Below are 23,113 nucleotides of genomic sequence, written 5' to 3'. Positions count from 1 at the left end.
GGGAAATGTATAGTAATGTATTTAAATGTTTATATTTTATTTGGTTCTAAAACATAAGGGAGAAATAATATTTCTGAATGCCTGGTTTCGGCAGATAAAAATTTTTCCGTAATTGTCATGATTAGAATCACAGGATCAGACTTAAAAACATTTATTTAAATTTCATGAAGATATTTTAGTACCCTTAATTCAGCCTTGGTCCGATATTCGACATCATCGGTCATCACTGATTTCCTCAAATGCTGATAATAGGTAACAGCGCTATTTATCGAATCAAGACAATTCTGTCTGTTATAGACCGTAGTGGTTCTTATCATCGCTTCAAGATCTTTTTCTGGCAAGATCATTTCAAGCTTTCTAACGCCTTTTGGCAGATGTCCATGGCTCATCAGCGCGAGCGGCCCAAGGACAGTTTGTTGTAAAAATGAAATAAAAGTAAGCACCTCGAATAGTTCGCCACGTCCTATTTTTGCAGCCGCATAATGTATCCATACCCAAAAACGATCTTCAATCCACTGAAAATCAGGATGCGGAAAACTTGCTTTCGTTGTGGAAATGACGTTTTTCAGAATATTTTCCGGATCCCACAGAATAACCGGATCTTCAACCCGGTCAGTCATGTCGCGCTCATAAACAAATTTCAGATCTACATGGATCAGAGGATTATCATATAAACAAATCAAAAGACGTGGCTCGCCAACATGGTCGCCTGTGAATGCTGAAAGTAAATCGCCGGCAGATTCTGCAAGTGTTTTACGCTGCAAAACGGACAGTTGTGGTGTTCGGTGCACGATTACAAGATCAATGTCAGAAAAGCGGTCAATTTGTTTGTCAATCCAGGAGCCACCAGCCGCCAACGCCATATATTCCTGATCTTGTTGAAGAATATTGACGAGATTGTTGACGAAATATTGGAAATGGACGGGAATCATGGGCGCTTGCTTATTGTGGAAAAGCCGGTGAAGATACCAATTAAATAAATTTTCGTGATAAAAGGCATGATTCTTTCTATGTATGGTGCATGGATAATTATGTCGTAACAATCACACTGATAGGAGTTGCTGCGCTAGGGATGGCGTGGATGCCGTCGTTCACAAAAAAGACTGGTATTTCGGATTCGGTTGTTTATGTTCTTTTGGGAGTTATCGCCTATTCGTCAATGGATATGCTCCCTAAGCCTGATCCTGTGCGGTATGAAGATTATGTGAAACATATAACTGAGTTTGTAATCATCATTTCCCTGATGGGTGGAGGCTTAAAAATTGATAGGCCATTTTCTTTTAGATCCTGGGTTGTGCCTTTTCGAATGCTGACGATAACGATGGTTTTATGTATTGCACTTCTTGCTTTTCTGGCATTTTCAGTGTTGCATTTTGACCTCCCGTCAGCCCTACTATTAGGTGCTGTCTTGGCTCCGACGGATCCTGTTCTGGCTGCCGATGTCCAAGTTGGGCCACCGCTGGAAAAGACAAAGGATGATGTCCGGTTTTCCTTAACCGCAGAGGCGGGAATGAATGACGGGATGGGATTTCCCTTTACCTGGCTGGCAATATCGGTGGCTTCTCTGGCTCCAAATGATGCAAGCAGCATTTTTGAATGGTTTGCTTACGATTTTGTCTACAAAATTATTGCAGGTGTCATCTCCGGAATTCTTCTTGGAAATTTGCTTGGCTATCTGATTTTCAATGTCTCGAAAAGACGAAAATTCATCAATATTAATGATGGCTTTATTGCCGTGGCGTCCGCGCTTTTAATTTACGGACTGACTGAATTGATACACGGATATGGATTTATTGCGGTATTTGTTGCTGCAGTAACGCTTCGCAATTACGAATTTGAAAATGAATTTCATAAGGATCTTCACGACTTTTCTGACCAGGTTGAGCGTATTTTGGTTGCAGTGGTTTTACTCGTTTTCGGCGGAAGTCTGGTACACGGAATTTTAGATTCGCTGACTTGGCCTATGGCGGTTGTCGGACTTGTTTTTATTGTGATTATCCGTCCGCTGTCTGGAATGATCGGGCTTATTGGAACTAAATTACATAACAAAGAAAAGCTCGGAATCAGTTTTTATGGAATTCGGGGGATGGGATCTTTCTATTATCTATCTTTTGCGCTTGCCGAGAAGGACTTTTTATACAGCAAAGAATTATGGTCGGCAGTCTCGTTTATCGTTTTGCTATCCGTTATCATTCATGGTCTGACAGCAACGACGGTTATGAAAAATCTTGAAAAGAATTTTTCCAGTGAAGCCGATTATAAATTTTAGTATTGAACAAAAAAGACGCATTTATAATACGTCTTTTTTGCGATCGTCTTTTATTTTGCCCGCTGATTAAGCTCAATCAAATAACCGTCCGGATCTTCAAAATAAATTTGCGTAACCTTATCAAAGCGGACCTGCTTATGAAATTTCAGGTTTTTAGCAGTAAGAAATTTTTCGGCCTGATCAATCGAATCGATAAATATTGAGAAATGGCTTCCATTTTTGTCGTTGACAACCGGCGTAGTCCTTCCTGCTAATAGGTGGATCATCTGCCCGTTTCCGATATCAAACCATCCACGGATTGCTTTTAGGTCATCGGGTACCTGTACAGGTTTAAGACCGATAATATCTTTATAAAAGGCTTTACTTGCCTCAATATCTTTGACCTGAAGCGCCAGATGATTCCAGGTAACATGTCCAAGCGTGGGCGCGTCCTGCGCGGATGCTTCATAGGCATGAAAAAACTGCACAAACAGTATTAAACAAAATAAACGTTTCATTGGAGAAAATTAGATTGATAAGCTTTATGTCACAAATGTAGTCTGCGACAGTCGACTTTGTTATTTAATTTTCATTAGAACTTTAAATAATGCTGATAGAGAATGATTTTGGAAAAGCTTTTTTGTGGGAGAAGAGCGTGGGATGATTATTATGATATTGGTCCGTGATTAAAAAGAAGTTCTAAGGGAAAGCTGAAAAATGTTGTTGCGGGTATTTACTTCGTCAATGATATAACGGAACATATAACCTGCCTCTAGTTCGATTTTTTCATTAAAGCGGTAACCAAGACCGAAATAACTCCTGTTTTGATCAAATAATTTTGTTCCAAGTTTTGCCTGTCCTTCTAAGTTAAGAAACAACTCGTTTTGCACAGTAATAAAAGTGCCTTTTTCGAAAAGCGGATCCGTGAACAATGGAATTTGAGTAGTGATATAGTGTCTTAACCGCTGAGCAAAAAAACGGTCGCCTTCCTGATTCAGAAAGCGCTGTTCGAGCCTGAATCTGTTGGTAATTTCAGTGCGCTGAATTTTATGTTCGATCTGAAATTGTTCAAAAATCCTGTGCTCGTTTTCGTGAACAGATTGTTTGTTTTCTCGCTCCCAGGTTCCGAAATAAGTGTATCCTGCTGTTATTGTCTGATCTGCCTTTAATTTGTACCCAACGCCCGGGCGTATCAGAAGCGTATTTGCATAACCTAACTTGTCAGAAGACCGTACCTGGACATCGGAACTGAATTGCCATCTTTCTGATAGTTTTTGCTGGTGAGACCAGAATAACCAGCCGTTTTTCTCAACAGCCTGACCTGATGCGCGCTGAAATACTGAAAACAGTAAGATCAGGAGGGACAAAAAAATTGATGGTTTCATGTATTCATTGATTACCAGAGTGCTGTCTTACTACCAATGAATCGTGCCAGAGAATTCCGGAGTTCGCAAAGCTGAGGTAAATTAATTGACTATGAACTAGCGGTATAGTTTATGATTTTTGTTCCTATACATTCAGGACTGGACTATTATCCGGGCAAGATAACCGGAACAAAAATGAGTGCGGCGGTATGCGTTCTCATGGCAGCGGCAAGATCAGTAATCAGGTTGTATTCCAGTTCAGGTATGTTAACGATTGGAATCTGTAAATGTTTTTGTTTCCGAAACGTCAGCAGCGGTTTCTATAAAAGCGACCAGTGGGTTAACCGATACGACCTGGCAAAACAAAAAGTGTCAGCTTTATCTGAAAAACCGTCAGGTAACATCAGTTGGGCCAATGTTTATCTGCGTAAAATACGAGATCGGACGCTAATGGCATGAATATTTATTTAACCGGACAACGAAGTAAGTCGTATTAAATAGATAACATATGGTAAAGGTCAAATTTTTCTTTTCTGTCTTCAAGGAAAGTTTCTCGGAATTTATGGAAGACAATGGGTTGAAACTCAGTGCGGCATTATCATACTACACAGTTTTTTCTCTCGCTCCTATGTTGCTGGTGATCATATCCATGGTTAGTATTTTCTTCGGAAGAGAAGCATTTCAGGGTGAGCTATTCGGACAGATTTCCGGGCTGGTTGGTAAAGAAGCATCGCTGCAGCTTCAAGAGATTATCAAGAACGCTGCTATTTCAAACAAATCGTTTACAGCCGCCACAGTAGGCGTCATAACCCTTCTGATCGGTGCTACGGGGGTTTTTGCAGAAATTCAGGACTCAATTAATTATATCTGGTCCATTAAATCCAAACCGAAAAAGGGTTGGCTTCAATATTTGAAAAACCGCCTTTTGTCATTTTCGGTTATTATTACATTGGGATTTTTGCTGCTCGTTTCCCTTGGTGTAAATGCGCTGGTTGATTTGTTAAGCGGCAGATTGGAACGTTACTTTTCGGAAGTTTCGGTAATTTTATTTTCAGTATTGAATGTTGCGCTGGTTGTTGTGATCATTACTGCGCTTTTTACGGTGATATTTAAAATTCTTCCTGATGGACATTTGAGATGGAAGGAATGTATCGTTGGAGCAGGGTTTACAGCGCTTTTGTTTTTAGTTGGTAAGTTTGCGATTACATTTTATCTGGGACAATCGGATCTTGGCGCGACCTACGGCACATCTGCATCGATCGTCATTTTGCTAACCTGGGTTTATTATTCCTCGATTATTCTCTATTTCGGGGCGGAATTTACCAAGGTGTATGCCCGCTCGGACGGACGGGGAATTGAGCCTAACGAGCATGCCGTGTTGATCGTGAGAAAAGAGGCGGAACATGCGAATGTATCAAATTCACTGGATTTGGAAAAGAAGCCGGTTGCAATGGTAGTGAAAGTGAAAAATCAGTTGATCGATAAAGTAACCGAGTTTGTCGAAAGTAAAATTGCCATCCTTCGTACGGAAATCGAGGGCATGATTTCTAAACTGATAACGCCGGCGGTTTATTATGCAGTGCTGGCTATTATCGGATTCGGAATTATAATTTCATTGACACTTATTTCCGGGCACTTCTTAAATGTGTGGCTGGATAGTTATTTTCTTGGATATATCGTCCTGCTCGGATTGTGCTTTCTTGCGATCGCGATCGCTTTGGTAAACAGAAAGAAATTTACAGAGTTGATCAGAACTTCGCTAATGCCGAAAGAGAAGACGGTCTAAGTGCGTATAGTAACAAAAGTTATAAGCATCTGATAACAAAAACGGTTCTGAAATTTTCAGAACCGTTTTTGTTATCAATTGGAAAATCAGCTTTAAGCTGCCGTTTCCTGCTCAAGGATTGCTATTGCCTCCTCATTTCCCTGCTGGACCGCCAGATCAATTACAGAGAGACCCCGATTGTCTAAAAGATATTTATCAGCGCCATGGTTTATCAGCATTTTAACAAGGTTATTTCTTCCAAACATTGCAGCAAACATCAGGGCCGTTCCACCATTTCCATGTTGCAGGTTAAGGTCAGCACCGTGAGCGATCAGCAACTCTGCTATATCCGGGTATCCTTTGAAAGACACACCCATTAAAGCTGTATTTCCTCCAAAGTCCATCGCGTTAACATCTGCATTAGCTTCCAGCAAAGTCTTTGCCGCCTCGAAATGATTATTATAGCATGCGATAATAAGGGGCGTATATCCTTTTTCGTCCTGGCAATTTATGTCGGTTCCTCTCGAAATCAGCTCCCTGATCACTTCCGTATTTCCGACGCGGGCGGCCTGGATGATTACTTTATCTATATATTCCATAATTTGTTGATGAAGTTTTTATTTGATGTATTTACTACCGTCTCAGCATCTTTGCAGTCAGTCTGTTTAATGTAATAAAAACTGTTCCAAATAATGCTGCGCGAGGAAGATCTGTAATGTCTGCGAGGCATAACAATTGTATAATCTGAAAAATATTTAAATTGGTATGGCAAAACAAAGTGCAGGAATTCTGGTATATAGAAAAAGGGATGGAATAGAGGTTTTTCTAATTCATCCGGGCGGGCCGTTTTTTGCAAGGAAGGATGATGGCGTCTGGTCTGTTCCGAAAGGTGAATTTGAGCCGGATGAAGATCCGCTTCATGCTGCAAAAAGAGAGTTTGAGGAAGAAACAGGCCATAAGGTCAGCGGCGATTTTACTCCACTGTTACCTGTGAAACAAAAAGGCGGAAAGATCGTGCGCGTTTGGGCAATTGAGGGAGACGTTGATGCAGAATCAATCGTTAGCAACACTTTTCAGCTCGCATGGCCTCCTCGTTCCAATAAAATCCAAACATTTCCCGAAGTTGATAAAGCTGCCTGGTTTCATCTTGATATCGCCAGAGAAAAAATTAATGCCGGTCAGATCTCACTTTTAGATCAACTGGGCATTTTGCTTGGATAATTTTGAAGTCCCTTCGTATAAATTGTTTGTTTCATAACTTATTTCGAAGTTTAACGTCTGAAATTGCATAAATTTCTGGCACGTTATTTAAGGAGAATCAATAGTTGATCCTGTAATACATGGCCTCACAAGGCGATACCGATAAGAAAATAAACCTAAAAAAGAAATACTATGCGTTGGTCCGATTTACGAAGGAGTGGAAATGTTGAAGATCGCCGCGGCATGTCCGGCGGTGGTAAGGTTGCCATTGGAGGAATCGGGATGATTATCGTTCTGGCAATCGGGTTGTTAACTGGTCAGGATCCTTCGGAAATCCTGTCAAATTTGCAGCAGGGCCAGGAAACTGAGCAGGTCCAAACTGCCCCTGCCGGACCTCGTCCAGACGATAGAACAGCTGAATTTGTGAAAGCAGTTCTGGGTAGCACTGAGGATGTTTGGGGTAAAATTTATTCAGAAAACGGTAGCCAGTATCAGCAGCCAAAATTGCAGATTTTCGAAAATGCAACGCAAAGTGGATGCGGTGGTGCATCCTCTGCTATGGGCCCGTTTTATTGTCCGGCAGATCAGAAAGTATACATTGACCTTTCATTTTGCGATGAATTAAGAGATAAATTTAATGCGCCTGGAGATTTTGCCGTTGCCTACGTTGTTGCTCACGAAGTTGGGCATCACGTTCAGCAATTGATGGGAATCTCGGAGGAATTACAAAGACAGCGTGGAAGGATCAGCGAATCTGAGTATAATAAGTTATCGGTAAAACTGGAATTACAGGCAGATTTTCTGGCGGGTGTCTGGGCAAACCATGCGAATAAAATGGATAATATTCTCGAACCAGGTGATCTGGAAGCAGCTTTAACGGCTGCTAACGCGATCGGAGACGACAAACTTCAAAAGCAGTCGCAAGGATATATCGTGCCCGATGCATTTACACATGGCACTTCGAAACAGCGCATGTACTGGTTCAAAAAGGGATTTGAAACTGGTGATCTCAATCAGGGAAAATACGACGACATTCAGTGAAAACATTATTTGTTTTATAGTGAGATACTCCCGGAACCGCTAAAAAATTCAGCTGTGCCGGGAGTTTTCTTTTATTGAACACCTTGTGGATGCAATATTTTATTTCCGGACAATAGGGAATTGGGATATCCTAAGTTTGGTACAGCCGTATGGAATCAGAATAATGTCTTCTGTCTCCGGTGCAGTTTCCATGTTGTAGATCAAACTATAAGGCAGCTGTCCGGTCGATTCATTGTATAACTTCCACGAAGGATGTTTTTTACCTTTTGTTTTTAAAAGTAAAGGCGCATTTGCCTGATTCCATGGAAATAATGAGAAATTTTCTCTTTTTTCCAGCTGATAGTGCGTTTGTAATTTATCATCTGAAACATCAATCAGAGCATAATTCCATGGAGTAGTAGGGTGGACCTCAGTATACGAACTTCCATACTCGATGGGGTCTTTCTCATTGACAACCTGTTTAAATTCTTCCCCTATTTTCAAAGCATACGTAATCGGGCCGCGCTCAACAGACACTGAATTTTCATACCACTGATTTTTAAAAATATGCATAGGAAGTGCCAGCTCTACCACATCGCCGGATATCCAGGTGCGGTTAATTTTTACGATCTGGTTTCCCTTAGCTTTTTGAAATTCTTTTCCGTTGATTGTAATTATTCCCTCTTTACACCACTCAGGGATACGCATATGAAATGGAAAGGAAACCTTTTTTTCTGCTGTTAAAGTAAATTTAACAGATTCTTCAAAAGGATAATTCGTTTCTTCTTTAAACGATACCTGGGTTCCTTCTCCAACATAAGCTTTTACCTCGTTCGGGGAATAAACCAAAGCCGCCAGACCTTTATCTGTCGTCGCATACCAGAGATTTTGGGTAAATTTCGGCCACCCCTGATGCATGTTTGAAGTGCAGCACGGATAACCCGAAAGCAGACCGTAACACAAATCTGTTCCGCCATGGTTGTCGCCAAAATTTCTTACCTGCCTTGTCGCCATGACCTGATTGGCTTGTTGAAAATACTGGCGGGCCATATAGTCGTCAGTCGTTTGTGAAGGCAACGCGTTGAACGCGATTTTTTCAAGTCGGTCAGCAAAAGAAACATCTCCGGTAATCGCCAGCGAGCTTTCCAGGGTAAACATCATTTCCACAGCACTGCAAAGCTCTGAGCCCTGAGTAGGATTATTACCGTGCAACGCCTCATCGCCGCCATAAAGTCCGTGCGCCATTCCGTTGAATTTTTTAAGATCAGAAAAGCCCTTTTTCGTTGCGTCCAGATACCTTTGCTCGGCATGGTGTTGAAAATAAATCAGCGGCTCTTTCATTCCCTGTGCAAGATTTACACAATGAATACTTCCTTGTTTTGAAAGGAGATCCGTATTTAAAAAAGCATTGGTGTAGTCAAAAGTCTGTTTATGGATAAGCTCACCCAGATCCAGTAAAAACTTATCGCCTGTAATATTGTAGAGCCAGTAAACGACCATAAGATTATCTCCGCCGCGAAATTTTGCCCAGTAAGTCCAGTGATCGAGTGGTTTTGCAGGCAGCTCTTTTAATTGGTACTTGAAATAATTGGTCATCAATTTGATTACCTTCTGATCATTGGTTGCGGAATAATATTGTTTCAGGATTTTGAGCATTACCATTTTTGGCCACCAATCCCTGCTATTATCTCGTTGCAATCCGGGCTCACCTTTATAATCTTTGGAAGGCCCGAAATATCCATCTGGCTGCTGGCTGTTAATAGCCCATTCAATCCAGGGTGTAGTTTTGCCGATCAGTTCCTTATCTTCTAAAATATAAGCGAGCGGCAGCAATCCATCAATCCAGTATGGGCCACGCTCCCATTGATCGCCATCTCCGCCGAGTCAGCCATTACGCTCGTTCATGACCAGGGGATATAATTTATCAAGGTTGCCTGTTGCACCATTTTTTTGCCTCAGCAACATTTCTTTCAGCCAGCCCTGTGGTTTAATCGCACCAAGAGGAAGTTCCAGATAAGCGTTTTTCCTTAACGGTGGCCGATTACCCTTGTACCCCCTTACGGAAATCTGCTCATTGGGCTGGGCAAGAGCATGAATTAGAGAGAAAAATAAACTGAGAGTCAGAAGGAGATTTTTAATCATCGGTTTTCTAAAAGCTAGCAGGTGCAATTTCAAAACCACAAGTACGCAATTTCTTAGGAGTACTTTGAGAAAAGCTTTGCTGGTTTTATTTAAACATTGAAAAATAGACTACGGTCAGCTTATTTGAGTCATATTATACAGACGAGTAAGGACCGGTAACTGTTGTGGCATAATTGTTATAAAATACCCCACATTACGGTAACGCATTCATTATGTAATTCATTAGCATTCACCATGGAAATAGTAACGAAATCAACGAGAAACGTATTACAACCCCGGCTACTCTCACTTCGGGTTAATGGTGTTCCAAGGATATTGGAAGTGTCGCCGTGGGTTAGTCTGTTGGATGGTCTGCGCGATCATCTTGATTTGACCGGTACAAAAAAAGGCTGCGATCATGGCCAGTGCGGCGCGTGCACAGTGATATGTGATGGAAAAAGAATACTAAGCTGTCTGACTTTGGCCGTGATGAAAAACGGATCGGAAATTACAACGATCGAGGGAATTTCAAATGGTGATGAGCTTCACCCGTTGCAAAAAGCTTTTATTGAGCACGATGCTTTCCAATGCGGATATTGTACACCTGGACAGATTTGCAGCGCCATCGGTATGATCGACGAAAAAAAAGCGCAGACAAGAGCCGAAGTGAAGGATTCGATGAGCGGAAATCTTTGCCGCTGCGGAGCAAACTCCAATATTATTGATGCGATTATGGAAGTTAAAGAGCGTAGAAATCATGCATAATTTCAACTACGCGCAGGCGCAAAACATCGGCGAGGCCATTGAATTTGCCAAAGGAAATGAGTCAGCGAAATTTATCGCGGGCGGGACAAACCTGATTGACCTCTTGAAATATAACATAACGACGGCAAATATGCTGGTCGATATAAATCATGTACCTGAGCATCATCTCATTGAGGAGAAAAGTGATGGAGGCGTGCGGCTCGGCGCTTTTGTGACAAATGCAGATACTGCTTATCATCCACTGATTGAAAGCCGGTATCCGTTGTTATCTAAGGCAATTCTGGCTGGCGCCTCAGCACAGATCCGAAATATGGCTACGAACGGAGGAAATCTTCTGCAGCGGACGCGCTGTTATTATTTCTACGATCCGGCAACGCCCTGTAATAAGCGTGAACCGGGAACGGGTTGTTCAGCCATCGGGGGATATAACAGGATCATGGCAGTTTTGGGAACGAGTGAAAATTGTATCGCAGTTTTTCCATCCGATATGTGTGTCGCACTTGCGGCTCTTCAAGCGGTCGTAAATATTACCGGCCCGGAAGGCGACCGCAGTATGCCTTTCGCTGATTTTCATCGGTTGCCGGGCGATACTCCCCATTTGGATAACAACCTCAAAACAGACGAAATAATAGTAAGCATCGATTTGCCGGAAAAGGGATTTGATAAAAATTATTCATACCTGAAATTACGTGACCGCAGTTCTTATGCATTTGCGCTGGTATCGGTAGCTACGGGTTTAGAGCTGGAAAATAACTTGATTAAAGAAGCGAGAATTGCCCTGGGCGGACTGGCACACAAACCCTGGCGTGTTGAAAAAGCAGAGGATTTTTTGAAAGACAAAGAACCTACCATGTCGAATTTCGCATCTGCAGCCGAGATGATTTTATTTGGCGCAACCGGTTTTGAGCATAACAGCTTTAAAATAGAACTCGCTAAAAGGGCAATCGTTAGAAATTGTATGATGGCACTTAATCCTGAATCGCAACAACCGGGGGCGCAGCCTTCTTTATAATGCTGAAAGATATGTTAGATCTACCACAAATAGGACAGCCTGTCAGTCGTCTTGAAGGACGGGCAAAAGTCACAGGGACAGCCAAGTATGCCGGAGAGTATAACGCAGACGGTTTACTTTATGGGTACGTTGTGAACAGCACGATTACAAGAGGTAAAATAGTGCACATTGATACAAACGCCGTAAAGGAAATCGAAGGAGTTATCGAAGTCTTCACACATGAGAACAGACCTTCACTGGCCTGGTTTGACATGCAATATTCCGATATGGATGCGCCTCCGGGCTCGCCATTTCGTCCTTTGCAAAATGCTGAAATTAAGTATAACGGACAACCTATTGCCCTAATCGTTGCGGAAACGTTTGAACTAGCGCGTTATGCTGCATCAATACTCAAAGTTTCCTATCAGGGGGAAAGTTTTGAAACAGATTTATATAATCACCAAAACGAGGCGCGCGATCCTAAAAAGGGAGTCGCCACGTTACTGAAACCTCTGCCGCCAAAGCCAAAGGGGGATTTTGAAAAGGCATTTTCAGATTCGGCTGCCCAGGTTTCTGCGGAGTTTGTTCATGGAACTGAACACCATAACCCGATCGAACTGTTTGCAACTACAACAATTTATGAAGGCGAGGGCAAGGTGACGATATATGATAAAACCCAGGGGACGATTAATTGCCAGCTTTATGTAGGAAATATCTTTGGGCTGCACTTTAAAAATGTGCGCGTTATTTCGCCATATGTTGGAGGTGCATTTGGTTCGGGTTTACGTCCTCAATATCAGTTGTTTTTATCAGTAATGGCAGCCTTGCAATTGAAGCGCTCGATCCGGGTTACGCTGGACAGGCAGCAAATGTACACCTTCGGTCACAGACCTCCGACAATTCAGAAAACGCGTTTTGGCGCAGATTCGGATGGGAAAGTTAATGCAATAAATCATACCGCCATTGGGGAAACTTCCCGTCATGAAGATTATACGGAGGTAGTGGTCAATTGGGCCAATATTATTTATCCGGCAAAAAATACGATTTTGGAATATCAGCTTCTTCCGATGGATGTCTCCAGTCCGCTGGATATGCGTGCGCCTGGCGGAAGCACGGCAAGCCATGCGATCGAAAGCACGATGGACGAATTGGCGCATAAAATGAAAATTGATCCAATGCAATTTCGGCTGATCAATTACGCGGATATTGACGTGAGCGAAAATCGTCCTTTTTCAAGTAAAGAATTAAGACAATGTTATATCCAGGGAGCGGAAAAATTTGGTTGGGCAGAACGGAATCCTGAGCCGCGCAGTATGCGTCGGGGGCATAAGCTGGTCGGTTACGGAATGGCTACCGGCTTTTGGGAGGCTATGTCAATCCCGGCAAGGGCAGAAGCAGTTTTGACCAGGGAAGGGAAATTGCGAGTAAGCAGTGCCGTGACAGACATCGGTACCGGAACGCTTACAGTGATGACGCAGATCGCAGCGGATGAATTGGGATTGCCACTGGATGATGTACAATTTTGTTATGGTGATAGTAAAATGCCGTTTGCACCTATCCAGGGCGGATCTTTCACGTTGGCAACGGTCGGATCTGCTATAAAAGTTGCAGGAAAGGCGTTGCGAAAGAAGATTTTAAAAAAAGCAAAGGAAATGAAAAACTCTCCATTGAAAAATGCTTCGGACGGTGATGTTATTTTTGAACGCGGAGGCATTTCCTTGAAGAGTAATCCCGATGTTCTTATTTCATTTCGGGAAATTATTGTGGCTAATGAAGATAAGGAAATCAAGACGACGAATATGTCTGTTCCTAATGTTTTCAAGCTTAAGAATTATACAAGAGCTGCGCATAGCGCAGCATTTGTCGAGGTTGAAATTGATGAAGAATTAGGAACAATACAGGTTAAAAGGGCCGTCACTGCGGTTGCTGCCGGCAAAATTATCAATCCTAAAACGGCTAGAAGCCAGATTTTAGGTGGAATGATCTGGGGTATCAGCAAGGCACTCTACGAGGAAACAATCAGTGATCATCGTTACGGCAGATACATGAACCAAAATTTAGGCGAGTACCACATTCCGTCACATGCGGATGTGCATGAGCTCGACGTAATTTTTGTTGAAGAAAAGGATGAGATTATTAATGAACTTGGTAGTAAGGGGGTTGGCGAGATCGGTTTGGTCGCAATGGCCCCGGCGATTTCCAATGCCATCTTTCATGCGACTGGAAAACGCATAAACAAATTACCAATTCATTTTGACGAATTGTTATAATCAAAGACGAAACCCGGCTTCATTTTTCATAGAGCCGGGTTTCTAGTTATCTTCAATCTTCGCAAGCAAAGTTTAAAGTTTGGATTTTTACATTTTATCTTTAGAGGTTTTAGAATCAATTATTTAGATTTAGGATGCCGATGGAAAACCATAATCTATATTTTATTGCGATTGTGCTTCCCAACGAGCTCAGTAGGAAGGTGATTCAGGTACAAAATGAAATTGCTGAAAGATTCGAAAGCAGCAAAGCGTTAAAAGTACTACCTCATATCACACTGAAAGCACCTTTTGGACTTCCCGCTTTTGCTCATAATCACGTGCTTGACTGGTTTTCCGAACTTTTGATTGACATCCAACCCTTCCAACTTGAACTGGAAAATTTCGGTGCGTTTAAAAACTTGAAACATCCGGTAATTTTCATTAAACCAGGCGCCAATGAGGCACTTTCCAATTTGCAAAAAATAATAATCCAGGAATTTTACCGAACCTTTGACGACGTTGAAATGAATGGGACCGAATTGATTTTTAAACCACACATTACCGTAGCGTACAGAGATTTACATCCGGAAATGTTTAATAAAGCCTGGCCGGAGTTTAAGAATAGAGAATTTTCCGGGCTGCTTCATGTAAACAGTTTTCAATTATTAAAACACGATGGGAAATCATGGCATATTATTCAAAGATTTGATTTGAAGTGATAACCCATTGTGCATGTCTATTAGTTCGAAAAACCAGCTTCTAAAAAGTTGATGTTAAACCAGCTTATCAATGTTGGCTGGACAATTCTTGTTTTTACACCTGTGGTCATCTATTCGGACTCAATGCGATCCCTTAAAATCATTTACATTTTCTCGGTAATCAGTGCGCTCTGTGGTTTCCTGCCAAAAAAGATTTTTGACAGTTTTAAATTTAGCGCGGATCCTCAATTTCACGAGCGGTTTGGTGTCAGGAAAATTCGAAACTTTGTTCAGGATGGTGATTTAATAAGCCGTTCAATACGGAAAGATTTACCGCATCATCGTACAATTAAAGGAAAAGAGATGTTTAGAAAATATCTTAAAACGGTCGAAATGTATGAGCATTATCATATTATCTGCCTGATATTCTTTTTATTACTCACGATCTACGCAGTCTCAAATCACGGGTTTGGCATAGGTATTATCGTCACAGCGGGCAATTTATTGTACAATATTTGCCCCATACTTTTATAGCAATATAAACAGGGCAAGAAGTTTAAAATCGGTCAAGCTGTTTTCTCGCAACGTATAATTCCGGATGTTTTTTAGCCGCTATTTCTATTTTTTAAATTGGCCCTCTACTACGGTTAAAGGCTGATTATCATTCGCTAGCAGCAACGTATATTATTTCTAACATTGAGTCGTCTTTTCCGTATAAACGTTTTGATTTTCAATTATATACGTAAGCCAATATTTTTCTTAGAGAGCTTTTAAATATTACTTTCTGGTATGGTTGTTTTTAAAGCAAGACACAAAAAGCAATTGTACAAATAATAATAATCAACAGACAAAATCATGAAAACTATAAAATTAAATATCATCGCTTTTATCCTTTTAGGATCGGTAGCCGCCTATGCGCAGACTACAACACCATCGTCGTCAACGCCGAGCTCTTCAACTCCTAATAGTACACAACCTAATACAATGAAGCCAGGTACGACTACTCAAGGAACGAGGAGTACAACGCAGCCGTCAACCACACCAGGCAGCTCGACACAGCCTTCAACAACGCCGGGCAGTACGTATCCTTCAACTACTCAGCCTTCAACCACACCGGGTAGTACATATCCGTCAACGACACAGCCTTCAACCACAGTTCCTGGCAGCACAACGCAGCCTTCAACGACATATCCGTCTTCAACGCAGCCATCCACAACAGTACCTGGAAGCACAGCGTATCCGTCCACAACACAACCGTCGACAACGACACCAGGTAGCATGACAAATCCATCGACAGTTCCGGGAACTTCGACAAACCCGTCATCAACAACAATTCCTGGTAGTACAACTTCGCCATCGACAAGACCGGGTTCAACGACCACGCCAGGTTCAACGACAACTCCGGGTGGAACACCAAGACCATAATTTGAATCAGTAAAATATTTTATTGATAAGCTACAGCCCGAATAAGTGTCTTATGACATTTATTTCGGGCTGTAACTTTTTGTTGATTATTCAATTGATAACGCATCATTTTTAATAAGTTTTATGTCACTTTTCGACATATTACGCAACTGAATATTTCTACCCAAAACATCATCTTCAAACTTTGTACTGTCAATTAAAACTTGCGAGCAGGCATTAAGGTTAAGCATAACTTTATTTTTCGACTGGGGCGGAAGATCATGTGTCCGGATTATTTTATTATTGCTGAATATTAGCCGTTGGGTGCTTTTGGCGTAAAGCACCGGATAGTCAAACGTTCTAAAAATATTGTTTTCGATCTTGATATTAAAATGAACAGGCAGTTTTACATTCGTCTCTTTGTTGGAAGGATTGATCGCAATTACTGCATTTCCCGGTTCGCCCTGATATGCACAATCTATAAATTCATTATTACGAATTGTGACATCACGAACCGGGCCGGATTCAAACCATCCTTCTGCGTCTGCGTCTGCTTCGATGAGGATTGCGCTCATACCTGTCCGAAAAAAAGTATTGTTTTCAACAGTAGCTTTTCTGGGTGTCGTCAATAAAATTCCTCGCGTATTGGTTCTTGTAAAATTACATCCTCTGATAAGCACCTCTGGCGTCCACGTCATATTTTCCAGACAGTCATTTGTTTCCAGATTCTGTGGAACAGCTTCCTCAAACAGAATCGTAAGTTCGCGGTCACTGTTTCTTTCTACTGATTTAACTTTACCTTTTGCAAAACGCGGCATGGATTTTGAGCGAACGAATGCAATTTCATCGCCGGAAAAAAAAGCATTGAAACCATAACTTTGTCCATGCATAAAACGCACTTTCAACTGATTGTCTTTAGCTTTTTTACGATTTGTAGATTCGTTCCATGGGTGTTAATCGGATCGTCATGGGCACCGGAAAATTTACAATCTTCTATGGTAATCTGTCCTTTGCAACCTGAAAAGTGCATGAAATCTGCCGAAGACGCAATGATCCTTTTTGTCTCCTCTCTGGGTACGCAGGCCACCCGACGCATGGTAATATTTTCGGTAAATTGACTAACAATTCCCAGGCCGTGCATGTAATGCATCCCGACATCCTGCAATACAATATTTTTGCTTTCTAGAATTAACATCCCAACCTGATCACGGATGATATCGCGGACAGTGAGGATATTTCCCGTTTTGGGTTGAAAATTGATTGGCGTTTCGAAGTGAACCAGATTTGGTTTTATTTCTGCGGCCTTACTTTTATCGAAAACTTCCCAGTTGCTATATCGCATTGTTTTCAAAATGGAATCAAATTCAACGGCATGAAATTGGCTTGTTTTCCATCCTTCACCGTGCCATATTAAATGATTATTGACGATGGCATATTTGGCATCGGCATGAATTTCCAGATCAACGGCACCGCAGAAGCTTCGTACCACATGGTTTTACCCGATTTGAAATTAACTAAATTGACAGTAGCGTTGACAAAAACTCTTCCGTAATAAAAATACTAATGCAGATTGTCCATCAGATCATTGTTTATTTGGCCGGATATTCCAGTTGTTTTTACTTCTAAAGGGGAAGTTTCATTACCCGATCTGTCTTTAAAAACCGGTTATAAAATAATATTTTGCATATAATACAGCGTCGATTATCTGATGGATACCGGAGCTTAAAAAAGACCATAAAAGGAAAAAAAATTGAGCCGCATGGGCTGGTTATGGCTTAAGGGAGTCAAAAGAAAATTTAAGTCCGGGTTGCCTCAGGGCTGTTCAGATCAATAACGAAGAAATCGAGAAATCGGTCTGAAACGGATTCGCATCGATAAGCTCTCGAGGTTAATTATCTTTTGATTAATAATATAAATAGTCTACTCGATTGAAGAATTATCAAGGACTGCGGACATCTGCCGGACCAATACAGGACCGATTCAACGAATGACTCGCGACAACCGCATTTGAATATTTGGCTGACAGCCGGCTCAAAAGAAGCTTGAAAGATAATTTAAATAGAATTAAACTATAATCGCAAAAGCTTCCGGATTAATCGCTTCCAAAAAATCTTAGCATTTACAGTCCTTCAGACAAAAATTTAAGTTTACCGAAGGACATTAAGTAGCGGGTTAGCCTTAAGTCTTTTTTGCTAAACGTTTACTTAGAATGCCAATTTGCAATAGAAGGCAAAAACCATCAGTGCGGTTGCCCCTACGAGCAAAACAGTTATAAATTTTGACGACGTGATCACGATTTTCATAATTTGGAACGATCGATGATTTTTGAAAATTATTTTCAGCAACGCCAGACTCAGGAAGACAGTTGATGCCGCTATTCCATTAACAGATAGATTCAACTGACTATCAGTTCGTATGCCATTATTGCTAAAATTTGGCGTGAAATTCTAAGCCAGACGTTACTAAACTTCTCTTCAAAATTTGTGATTTCAGGTATGTTATACAATGGCTTAATACGGGTTTCAATTGTATAATTAAATGATTTTCAAATCGCGAATTTCTTTTCTTATAGAAAGGCGAATTTTTAAAATTAAGTCACAGATTTTCCGCAGCGGTGTAGGGAATTACATATCTACATCAAAAAGATTACCCGTCCCCACAAATTTGCTTTAACACGATGAGAAGTAAGGTCGTAAAAAGATATGTCAGAATTTTTATTACGGAAGTTTTCATAACCAATGCATTTAAATTGCCGGACACATGCTAAAACACTCAAACAGATCGTGTGGTATGGCTAGATTTTTCTTTGCAAAATTGATTAGAAAGATGACTATTTGAAATGGCGAAATGAGGGAAAACGTAGTATATATCATATTTACTTTCAAAGACCGAAACTTTCTCCAATTCACAATTTGGGACGCTACCGGCCTTGTCAGGTCAGGTAGTGTTATCTCGCAATATATTTGGTTAAGAATGCATTTAGTATTAAACTCGTCCGGTTTTTAGCATAAACAGCAATATAATGACTCGTTTTGCTTTTTTTATTCAAAATATTATACTTAAAGCAGATTTTTGTTTTGTTGTAGGGAAATGCGGATAAGACGATATCAAGATCCTGTTGAACTGTACGAAAACCTGCCTTAAGTTTCAATGTATATTTTCGTTAAAAATTCCTAAAACTCTTTATCTTAATTTGACATGAATCGTAGAGATGCTATTAAAGATTTGTCGCTGCTTCCGCTTGCGGGAGGAATGATGCTTCCTAAAACGCCCGGTTCAGAAACGGGCTCTTTGAGCGCGGCTTCTGCGGCAGGCGGAAAGGAAATTTATCAGGCTATCGGGGTTGAGCCGATTATTAACTGCCGCGGAACATTCACAATTATCGGGGGATCAATCGAGCGGCCTGAGGTGCGGAACGCGATGGATGCCGCTGCTCAGGTTTTTGTACAATATGATGAATTGGCTTTTGGTGCCGGAAAACGTTTGGCGGAATTGACAGGAGCAGAGTGGGGTATGGTTTCGGCGGGGTGTGCTGCCGGGATGAAACATGTAACGGTTGCCTGTGTGACAGGGGGAAATCCTGAAAAGTTGATCCGTGTCCCGAATTTGGAAGGGTTTGAAAAAACAGAGGTGATTATTCCGAGATATTCGCGAAATGTATACGATCACGCCCTCCGGAATGTGGGTGTGACTTTGATTACGGTAGATTCCATAGACGAATTGAAAAATGCAATCAGTTCGCGGACCGCGATGATCTATCTTATGGCGATGGAGGAGTCGATGACCGGGCCGATGTCGCTCGAAGTTATCTCTAAAATAGCGAAGGCGAAAAATGTTCCTGTGATGGTTGATGCAGCGGCGGAAGATTTGACAATACCGAATGTTCACTTGAAAATGGGCGCCGATGTCGTTATTTATAGCGGCGGAAAGGCTTTGTGCGGGCCGCAATGTGCTGGACTTGTATTAGGAAGAAAAGATTTGCTGATGTCTGCCTGGCAGGCGAGTGCTCCGCATCATGGCCCTGGTCGCGATAATAAAGTGGGCCGGGAAGAAACAATGGGAATGATCGCTGCTGTCGAAGCCTGGACTAAGCGAGATCATGCCGGAGAATGGAAAAGATGGTTGTCCTGGCTGGATAATATTTCTAAGAAAATGGGTACGATTGAAGGTGTGAAAACAACCGTAATCGAGCCGAAAGAGCTTTCAAATCGGACACCGCAGCTAAGAATTTCCTGGGATCCTGCAAAACTTAATATTACAGGCGAGGAAATTGCTGAACTTTTCGGTAGAACAAAGCCGCGTATTGCCCTAGGTGGAGGGACGCGTGATGGCGCAACATTTGTTTCCATAACCACAGGGCAGATGCAGTTGGGAGATGATAAAGTTGTTTCGGATCGGCTCTACGAAACGTTGACACAAAAACGGACACCTGCAAAAGCCGGTATGGCAGCGGCATCAGGCTCCGTTAAGGGGCATTGGGATATGGAGGTTGAATTTTTCTCCAGCACCAGCAAACAATCACTCATCATTGAACAGGATGGCAATTGGCTTGAAGGCTCGCATAAAGGAGAATTCAGTGTGAGAGAATTGCAGGGTACGATTGAGGGCAATGAGATAAAGATGAAAAGTTCGGACCGGCAGATTGCTGACAATATCACATTCATGTTTGCAGGAACTGTGAAGGATAACACAATGACAGGTTCTATTTATATGGGAGAATATATGACTGCGAAATTTACTGCAAAACGTCATACGTTTAAGTCCAAACGAGAAAAGATCATGATTCCGTCAGGTCCGCCGTTAGCTACCTAAGGTTAAGATTTCATAAAAAAAGAGCTGTTTTAACAGCTCTTTTTTTTATGACTGAGTTTTCCCGTCTGCTGAATTCTCAATAAAACTATATTTCTTAAAATTGGACTACATCAGTAGTTGTTAAATTAATTATTTGAATTTTATAATTTATAGTGCGATTTCGTTTTTTAATATTGTAATCAGCAGTGGACGGATCAGTATTTAAAAATGTATGTCACCGTAAAATACAAGATAATAATCCAATGATTTTATTGTTTTAGGGCTCATTTTGAGATAATTCAGGCTTGGTAAATTTTAAATATGAAAATTTTGGAAGTAAAAATAATTCAATCAAGACAGCTTTTATTTTGATTCTATATTGTTTGAATTTTGAATGTTTTTGTTTGAAAAATGTAGGAGTAGATATTGCTGTCGCAATTACATTTGTACAAGTTTTTATTCCTAATCCTTAATGTATTTTATTAAATGTACAATTCAGTAACTATTAAGACTTTTGCTTTCTTTGCGGGAGTTCTATTTTCAATTCATTTGCAGGCGCAAACTCTTACAGATCCTGGTATTTCATCGCACAATTATAAGATGCCCAACAAGGCAAAAATGGCAGGTCTGAGTTCTCATCAAATAGTGTTGGCAAAGCAGTCGTTTAAAACAGATTCGAAAGCGGCACATCAGACACCGAAATATGCCGCAGCACCTGCTACGGTAATTTCGGTTAAAACCCAGCAGAGTAGCAACGTTATCAATCCTATGCAGTCGGTGGCTAATTATAAGGCTCAGGCCGTTTACAGGCCTGAAGAAACAACACAGGCAGTGATGACATGTAGTTTATAAATAAAAACTAAAACAGCTTCCGGTATTAATCCCGGTATAGGTGACGATATTATTAAAACCCGGCTATTTATTGTAGCCGGGTTTTTTTATGTAAGTAGTACTTAGGTATTTTTTTCTTAGCCAGATATAGGATTTATTGATTCGCGCAGATGTTGTTCATTTGTATTTAACTTTTCTTTGATGAAGTAAAACTAATTTTATCAATATAATATTCTTTAAATATTAATTTTTATGATATTTAGATGAATTTTGAAGATTTTCCATGGTAAAGTTGTTACATACGTAATTCTTTTATAATGTTGTATTAAATACTTACGTAACTATACTTTCTACGAGATCATGAAAAGATTTATCCTTTCTGTAAGTGCAATGCTCTTCCTGTCGCAAGGCGCTGTTAATGCTGCCGGAGATTCTGATAAAAAAGATAAAACGGCAAAAAAAATACGGCTGCTTCGGGAATTATCGGCTTATACTACCCCGGATTCTGCTGTATCGGAGGAAAAGGATATGGAGGAATTTAAGCCGTCCATCCATGTTGGCGCGATTGTACATATGTTTGCCTCTTCGGAACAGTCAGGTTTTGGCGGCAAAGCCTCGGCTGATGCAAAGGATTGGAATAAAGGTTTTTCAGTTTACCGTGCAAGGGTTTTGGTGGGTGGACAATTGTCTAAAAAAAGTAGCTTTTTTATGGAAACTGATCTGCCATCGCCGATCGGAGTTCAGCTTGGTAATGGGACAAAAAATGTCAAGGTTGCGCCGATTATCCTGGATGCTCAATATGAACACGACTTTTCAAATTCATTTCAATTAATTGCTGGTATGCAGCTTGTTTCTAATAATAGAAATGGTCTGCAAGGTGCTGCGGGCTTGATGGCCAATGACTTTACTTACTTTCAGTATCCTTACAACATGTTTGGAGACAGTCCTTTGCAGGGGAATTTTGGACGAGATCTTGGTGTAAATGCGCGCGGATTTCTTTTAAAAGACAAGCTCGAATATCGTCTTGGTGTTTTTACCGGAAGGAACCTGGATGGGCAAGCACCTTTACGTATAGTAGGCCGCGTTGCCTACAACTTCCTGGATCCGGAAAAGGATTATTATTATGCGGGAACCAAACTAGGTAATGGAAATACTTTTGCCTGGGCTGCGGGATTTGACACACAAGGCAAATATTACAACGTTGGTACGGATCTATTTATCGACAAAAAAGCTGGAAACGCAGGTTCTGTTACTTTGAATGCGGCTTTTCAATATATGACAGGTGGTACCAATGTTAATTCTAAATATTCCTTTTCCGGTTTGATTCCCCGACAAACAGTCCAGTTTCTTGAACTTGGCTATTATTTTACAAAATCAAAATTGCAGCCGTGGGTACGCTACGAAAATCAGAATATATCGTCGAAAAAAGAGCAGGCTGGTTCTGAGCTGATTGGAGATTTCGACAAGGCGAAATCCAGTTCAGTCTACGGCGGCGGTTTGAATTATTTCTTCAATGGAAACAATACTAATTTACGCTTATCGTACGTAGCACGTCAGTATAATATGACAACTACCACTGGTTATGAAAAAAAGGCATATGGTCAGTTTTGGCTTCAAGTGCAATTTTTTATCTTTTGAAATTGATAAATAATTTGATATTACATTA

21 protein-coding genes are annotated in these 23,113 nt (G+C 41.1%); 13 read left to right on the top strand and 8 right to left on the bottom strand.

Annotated elements, in window-relative coordinates; genetic code table 11:
• Positions 1–155: 155 nt before the first annotated feature.
• Positions 156–932 carry an aminoglycoside 6-adenylyltransferase gene (locus BMY70_RS03720; RefSeq protein WP_090332027.1) on the bottom strand — a complete coding sequence of 259 codons (777 nt, stop codon included), beginning with the start codon at positions 930–932 and terminating at the stop codon, positions 156–158.
• A gap of 89 nt (positions 933–1,021) precedes the next feature.
• Here BMY70_RS03720 and BMY70_RS03715 point away from each other — a divergent pair, with 89 nt between their 5' ends.
• Positions 1,022–2,269: a cation:proton antiporter gene (locus tag BMY70_RS03715; RefSeq protein ID WP_090332025.1), complete on the top strand. Its 1,248-nt coding sequence runs from the start codon at positions 1,022–1,024 to the stop codon at positions 2,267–2,269.
• A gap of 50 nt (positions 2,270–2,319) precedes the next feature.
• Here the strand turns inward: BMY70_RS03715 and BMY70_RS03710 are convergent, their stop codons facing one another.
• Together BMY70_RS03710 and BMY70_RS03705 are read right to left on the bottom strand one after the other, a co-directional pair.
• On the bottom strand, positions 2,320–2,766 hold the full coding sequence (locus BMY70_RS03710) for a VOC family protein (RefSeq protein ID WP_090332023.1): 447 nt from the start codon (positions 2,764–2,766) through the stop codon (positions 2,320–2,322).
• Between the two features lie 168 nt (positions 2,767–2,934).
• The gene (locus BMY70_RS03705; protein WP_090332021.1) at positions 2,935–3,633 is read right to left on the bottom strand and encodes a DUF2490 domain-containing protein; all 699 of its coding nucleotides are present in this window, start codon (positions 3,631–3,633) and stop codon (positions 2,935–2,937) included.
• Positions 3,634–4,120: 487 nt separating this feature from the next.
• Between BMY70_RS03705 and BMY70_RS03695 the strand changes: the two genes are divergently transcribed.
• Positions 4,121–5,398 (top strand): YihY/virulence factor BrkB family protein, encoded by a 1,278-nt coding sequence (locus BMY70_RS03695; protein WP_090332017.1) that lies wholly within the window; start codon positions 4,121–4,123, stop codon positions 5,396–5,398.
• Positions 5,399–5,490: 92 nt separating this feature from the next.
• Here BMY70_RS03695 and BMY70_RS03690 read toward each other — a convergent pair whose 3' ends face one another.
• On the bottom strand, positions 5,491–5,976 hold the full coding sequence (locus tag BMY70_RS03690; RefSeq protein WP_090332015.1) for an ankyrin repeat domain-containing protein: 486 nt from the start codon (positions 5,974–5,976) through the stop codon (positions 5,491–5,493).
• A 166-nt stretch (positions 5,977–6,142) separates the two neighbouring features.
• Between BMY70_RS03690 and BMY70_RS03685 the strand changes: the two genes are divergently transcribed.
• Complete coding sequence (locus BMY70_RS03685) at positions 6,143–6,598, top strand: NUDIX hydrolase (RefSeq protein WP_090332013.1); 456 nt, start codon at positions 6,143–6,145, stop codon at positions 6,596–6,598.
• A gap of 171 nt (positions 6,599–6,769) precedes the next feature.
• Positions 6,770–7,618 carry a KPN_02809 family neutral zinc metallopeptidase gene (ypfJ, locus tag BMY70_RS03680; protein ID WP_090332011.1) on the top strand — a complete coding sequence of 283 codons (849 nt, stop codon included), beginning with the start codon at positions 6,770–6,772 and terminating at the stop codon, positions 7,616–7,618.
• A 99-nt stretch (positions 7,619–7,717) separates the two neighbouring features.
• On the opposite strand, the gene BMY70_RS03675 is transcribed toward ypfJ, so the two are convergent.
• Both BMY70_RS03675 and BMY70_RS31195 read right to left on the bottom strand, forming a co-directional pair.
• A complete protein-coding gene (locus BMY70_RS03675; RefSeq protein WP_229209463.1) occupies positions 7,718–9,430 on the bottom strand; it encodes a beta-L-arabinofuranosidase domain-containing protein in 1,713 nt (570 codons plus the stop codon).
• 51 nt (positions 9,431–9,481) lie between these two features.
• Entirely contained in the window at positions 9,482–9,739 is a 258-nt protein-coding gene (locus tag BMY70_RS31195) for a hypothetical protein (protein ID WP_229209462.1), read from the bottom strand.
• A 234-nt stretch (positions 9,740–9,973) separates the two neighbouring features.
• Between BMY70_RS31195 and BMY70_RS03670 the strand changes: the two genes are divergently transcribed.
• The 6 genes from BMY70_RS03670 (at position 9,974) to BMY70_RS30800 (ending at position 15,846) form a co-directional block, all read left to right on the top strand.
• Positions 9,974–10,483 carry a (2Fe-2S)-binding protein gene (locus tag BMY70_RS03670; RefSeq protein WP_090332009.1) on the top strand — a complete coding sequence of 170 codons (510 nt, stop codon included), beginning with the start codon at positions 9,974–9,976 and terminating at the stop codon, positions 10,481–10,483.
• Positions 10,476–11,495, top strand: coding sequence for an FAD binding domain-containing protein (locus BMY70_RS03665; protein WP_090332007.1), 1,020 nt, complete (start codon positions 10,476–10,478; stop codon positions 11,493–11,495). The genes BMY70_RS03670 and BMY70_RS03665 overlap by 8 nt, the downstream gene beginning before the upstream one ends.
• Positions 11,496–11,506: 11 nt before the next feature.
• On the top strand, positions 11,507–13,744 hold the full coding sequence (locus BMY70_RS03660; protein ID WP_090332674.1) for a xanthine dehydrogenase family protein molybdopterin-binding subunit: 2,238 nt from the start codon (positions 11,507–11,509) through the stop codon (positions 13,742–13,744).
• 140 nt (positions 13,745–13,884) lie between these two features.
• Positions 13,885–14,442 (top strand): 2'-5' RNA ligase family protein, encoded by a 558-nt coding sequence (locus tag BMY70_RS03655; RefSeq protein WP_177196949.1) that lies wholly within the window; start codon positions 13,885–13,887, stop codon positions 14,440–14,442.
• Positions 14,443–14,493: 51 nt separating this feature from the next.
• Complete coding sequence (locus BMY70_RS31070; protein WP_090332004.1) at positions 14,494–14,955, top strand: glycosyl-4,4'-diaponeurosporenoate acyltransferase CrtO family protein; 462 nt, start codon at positions 14,494–14,496, stop codon at positions 14,953–14,955.
• A 321-nt stretch (positions 14,956–15,276) separates the two neighbouring features.
• Positions 15,277–15,846 carry a hypothetical protein gene (locus tag BMY70_RS30800; protein WP_177196948.1) on the top strand — a complete coding sequence of 190 codons (570 nt, stop codon included), beginning with the start codon at positions 15,277–15,279 and terminating at the stop codon, positions 15,844–15,846.
• Between the two features lie 86 nt (positions 15,847–15,932).
• Here the strand turns inward: BMY70_RS30800 and BMY70_RS03640 are convergent, their stop codons facing one another.
• On the bottom strand, positions 15,933–16,715 hold the full coding sequence (locus BMY70_RS03640) for a right-handed parallel beta-helix repeat-containing protein (RefSeq protein WP_090332002.1): 783 nt from the start codon (positions 16,713–16,715) through the stop codon (positions 15,933–15,935).
• 11 nt (positions 16,716–16,726) lie between these two features.
• Positions 16,727–17,314, bottom strand: a complete 588-nt coding sequence (locus BMY70_RS03635; RefSeq protein WP_090332000.1) for a hypothetical protein — start codon at positions 17,312–17,314, stop codon at positions 16,727–16,729.
• 1,709 nt (positions 17,315–19,023) lie between these two features.
• On the opposite strand from BMY70_RS03635, the gene BMY70_RS03625 reads away from it, so the two are divergent.
• The 3 genes from BMY70_RS03625 (at position 19,024) to BMY70_RS03615 (ending at position 23,085) form a co-directional block, all read left to right on the top strand.
• Positions 19,024–20,637 (top strand): aminotransferase class V-fold PLP-dependent enzyme, encoded by a 1,614-nt coding sequence (locus tag BMY70_RS03625; protein WP_090331996.1) that lies wholly within the window; start codon positions 19,024–19,026, stop codon positions 20,635–20,637.
• Between the two features lie 465 nt (positions 20,638–21,102).
• Positions 21,103–21,468: a hypothetical protein gene (locus BMY70_RS03620; protein WP_090331994.1), complete on the top strand. Its 366-nt coding sequence runs from the start codon at positions 21,103–21,105 to the stop codon at positions 21,466–21,468.
• Between the two features lie 339 nt (positions 21,469–21,807).
• Complete coding sequence (locus BMY70_RS03615) at positions 21,808–23,085, top strand: putative porin (protein ID WP_090331992.1); 1,278 nt, start codon at positions 21,808–21,810, stop codon at positions 23,083–23,085.
• The last annotated feature ends 28 nt before the right edge of the window (positions 23,086–23,113 follow it).

Source organism: Dyadobacter koreensis, from assembly GCF_900108855.1.
GTDB classification, from domain to species: Bacteria; Bacteroidota; Bacteroidia; order Cytophagales; family Spirosomataceae; genus Dyadobacter; species Dyadobacter koreensis.
The sequence above is the reverse complement of the archived record's forward strand: the minus strand, read 5'-3'. Positions and strand labels throughout refer to the sequence as shown.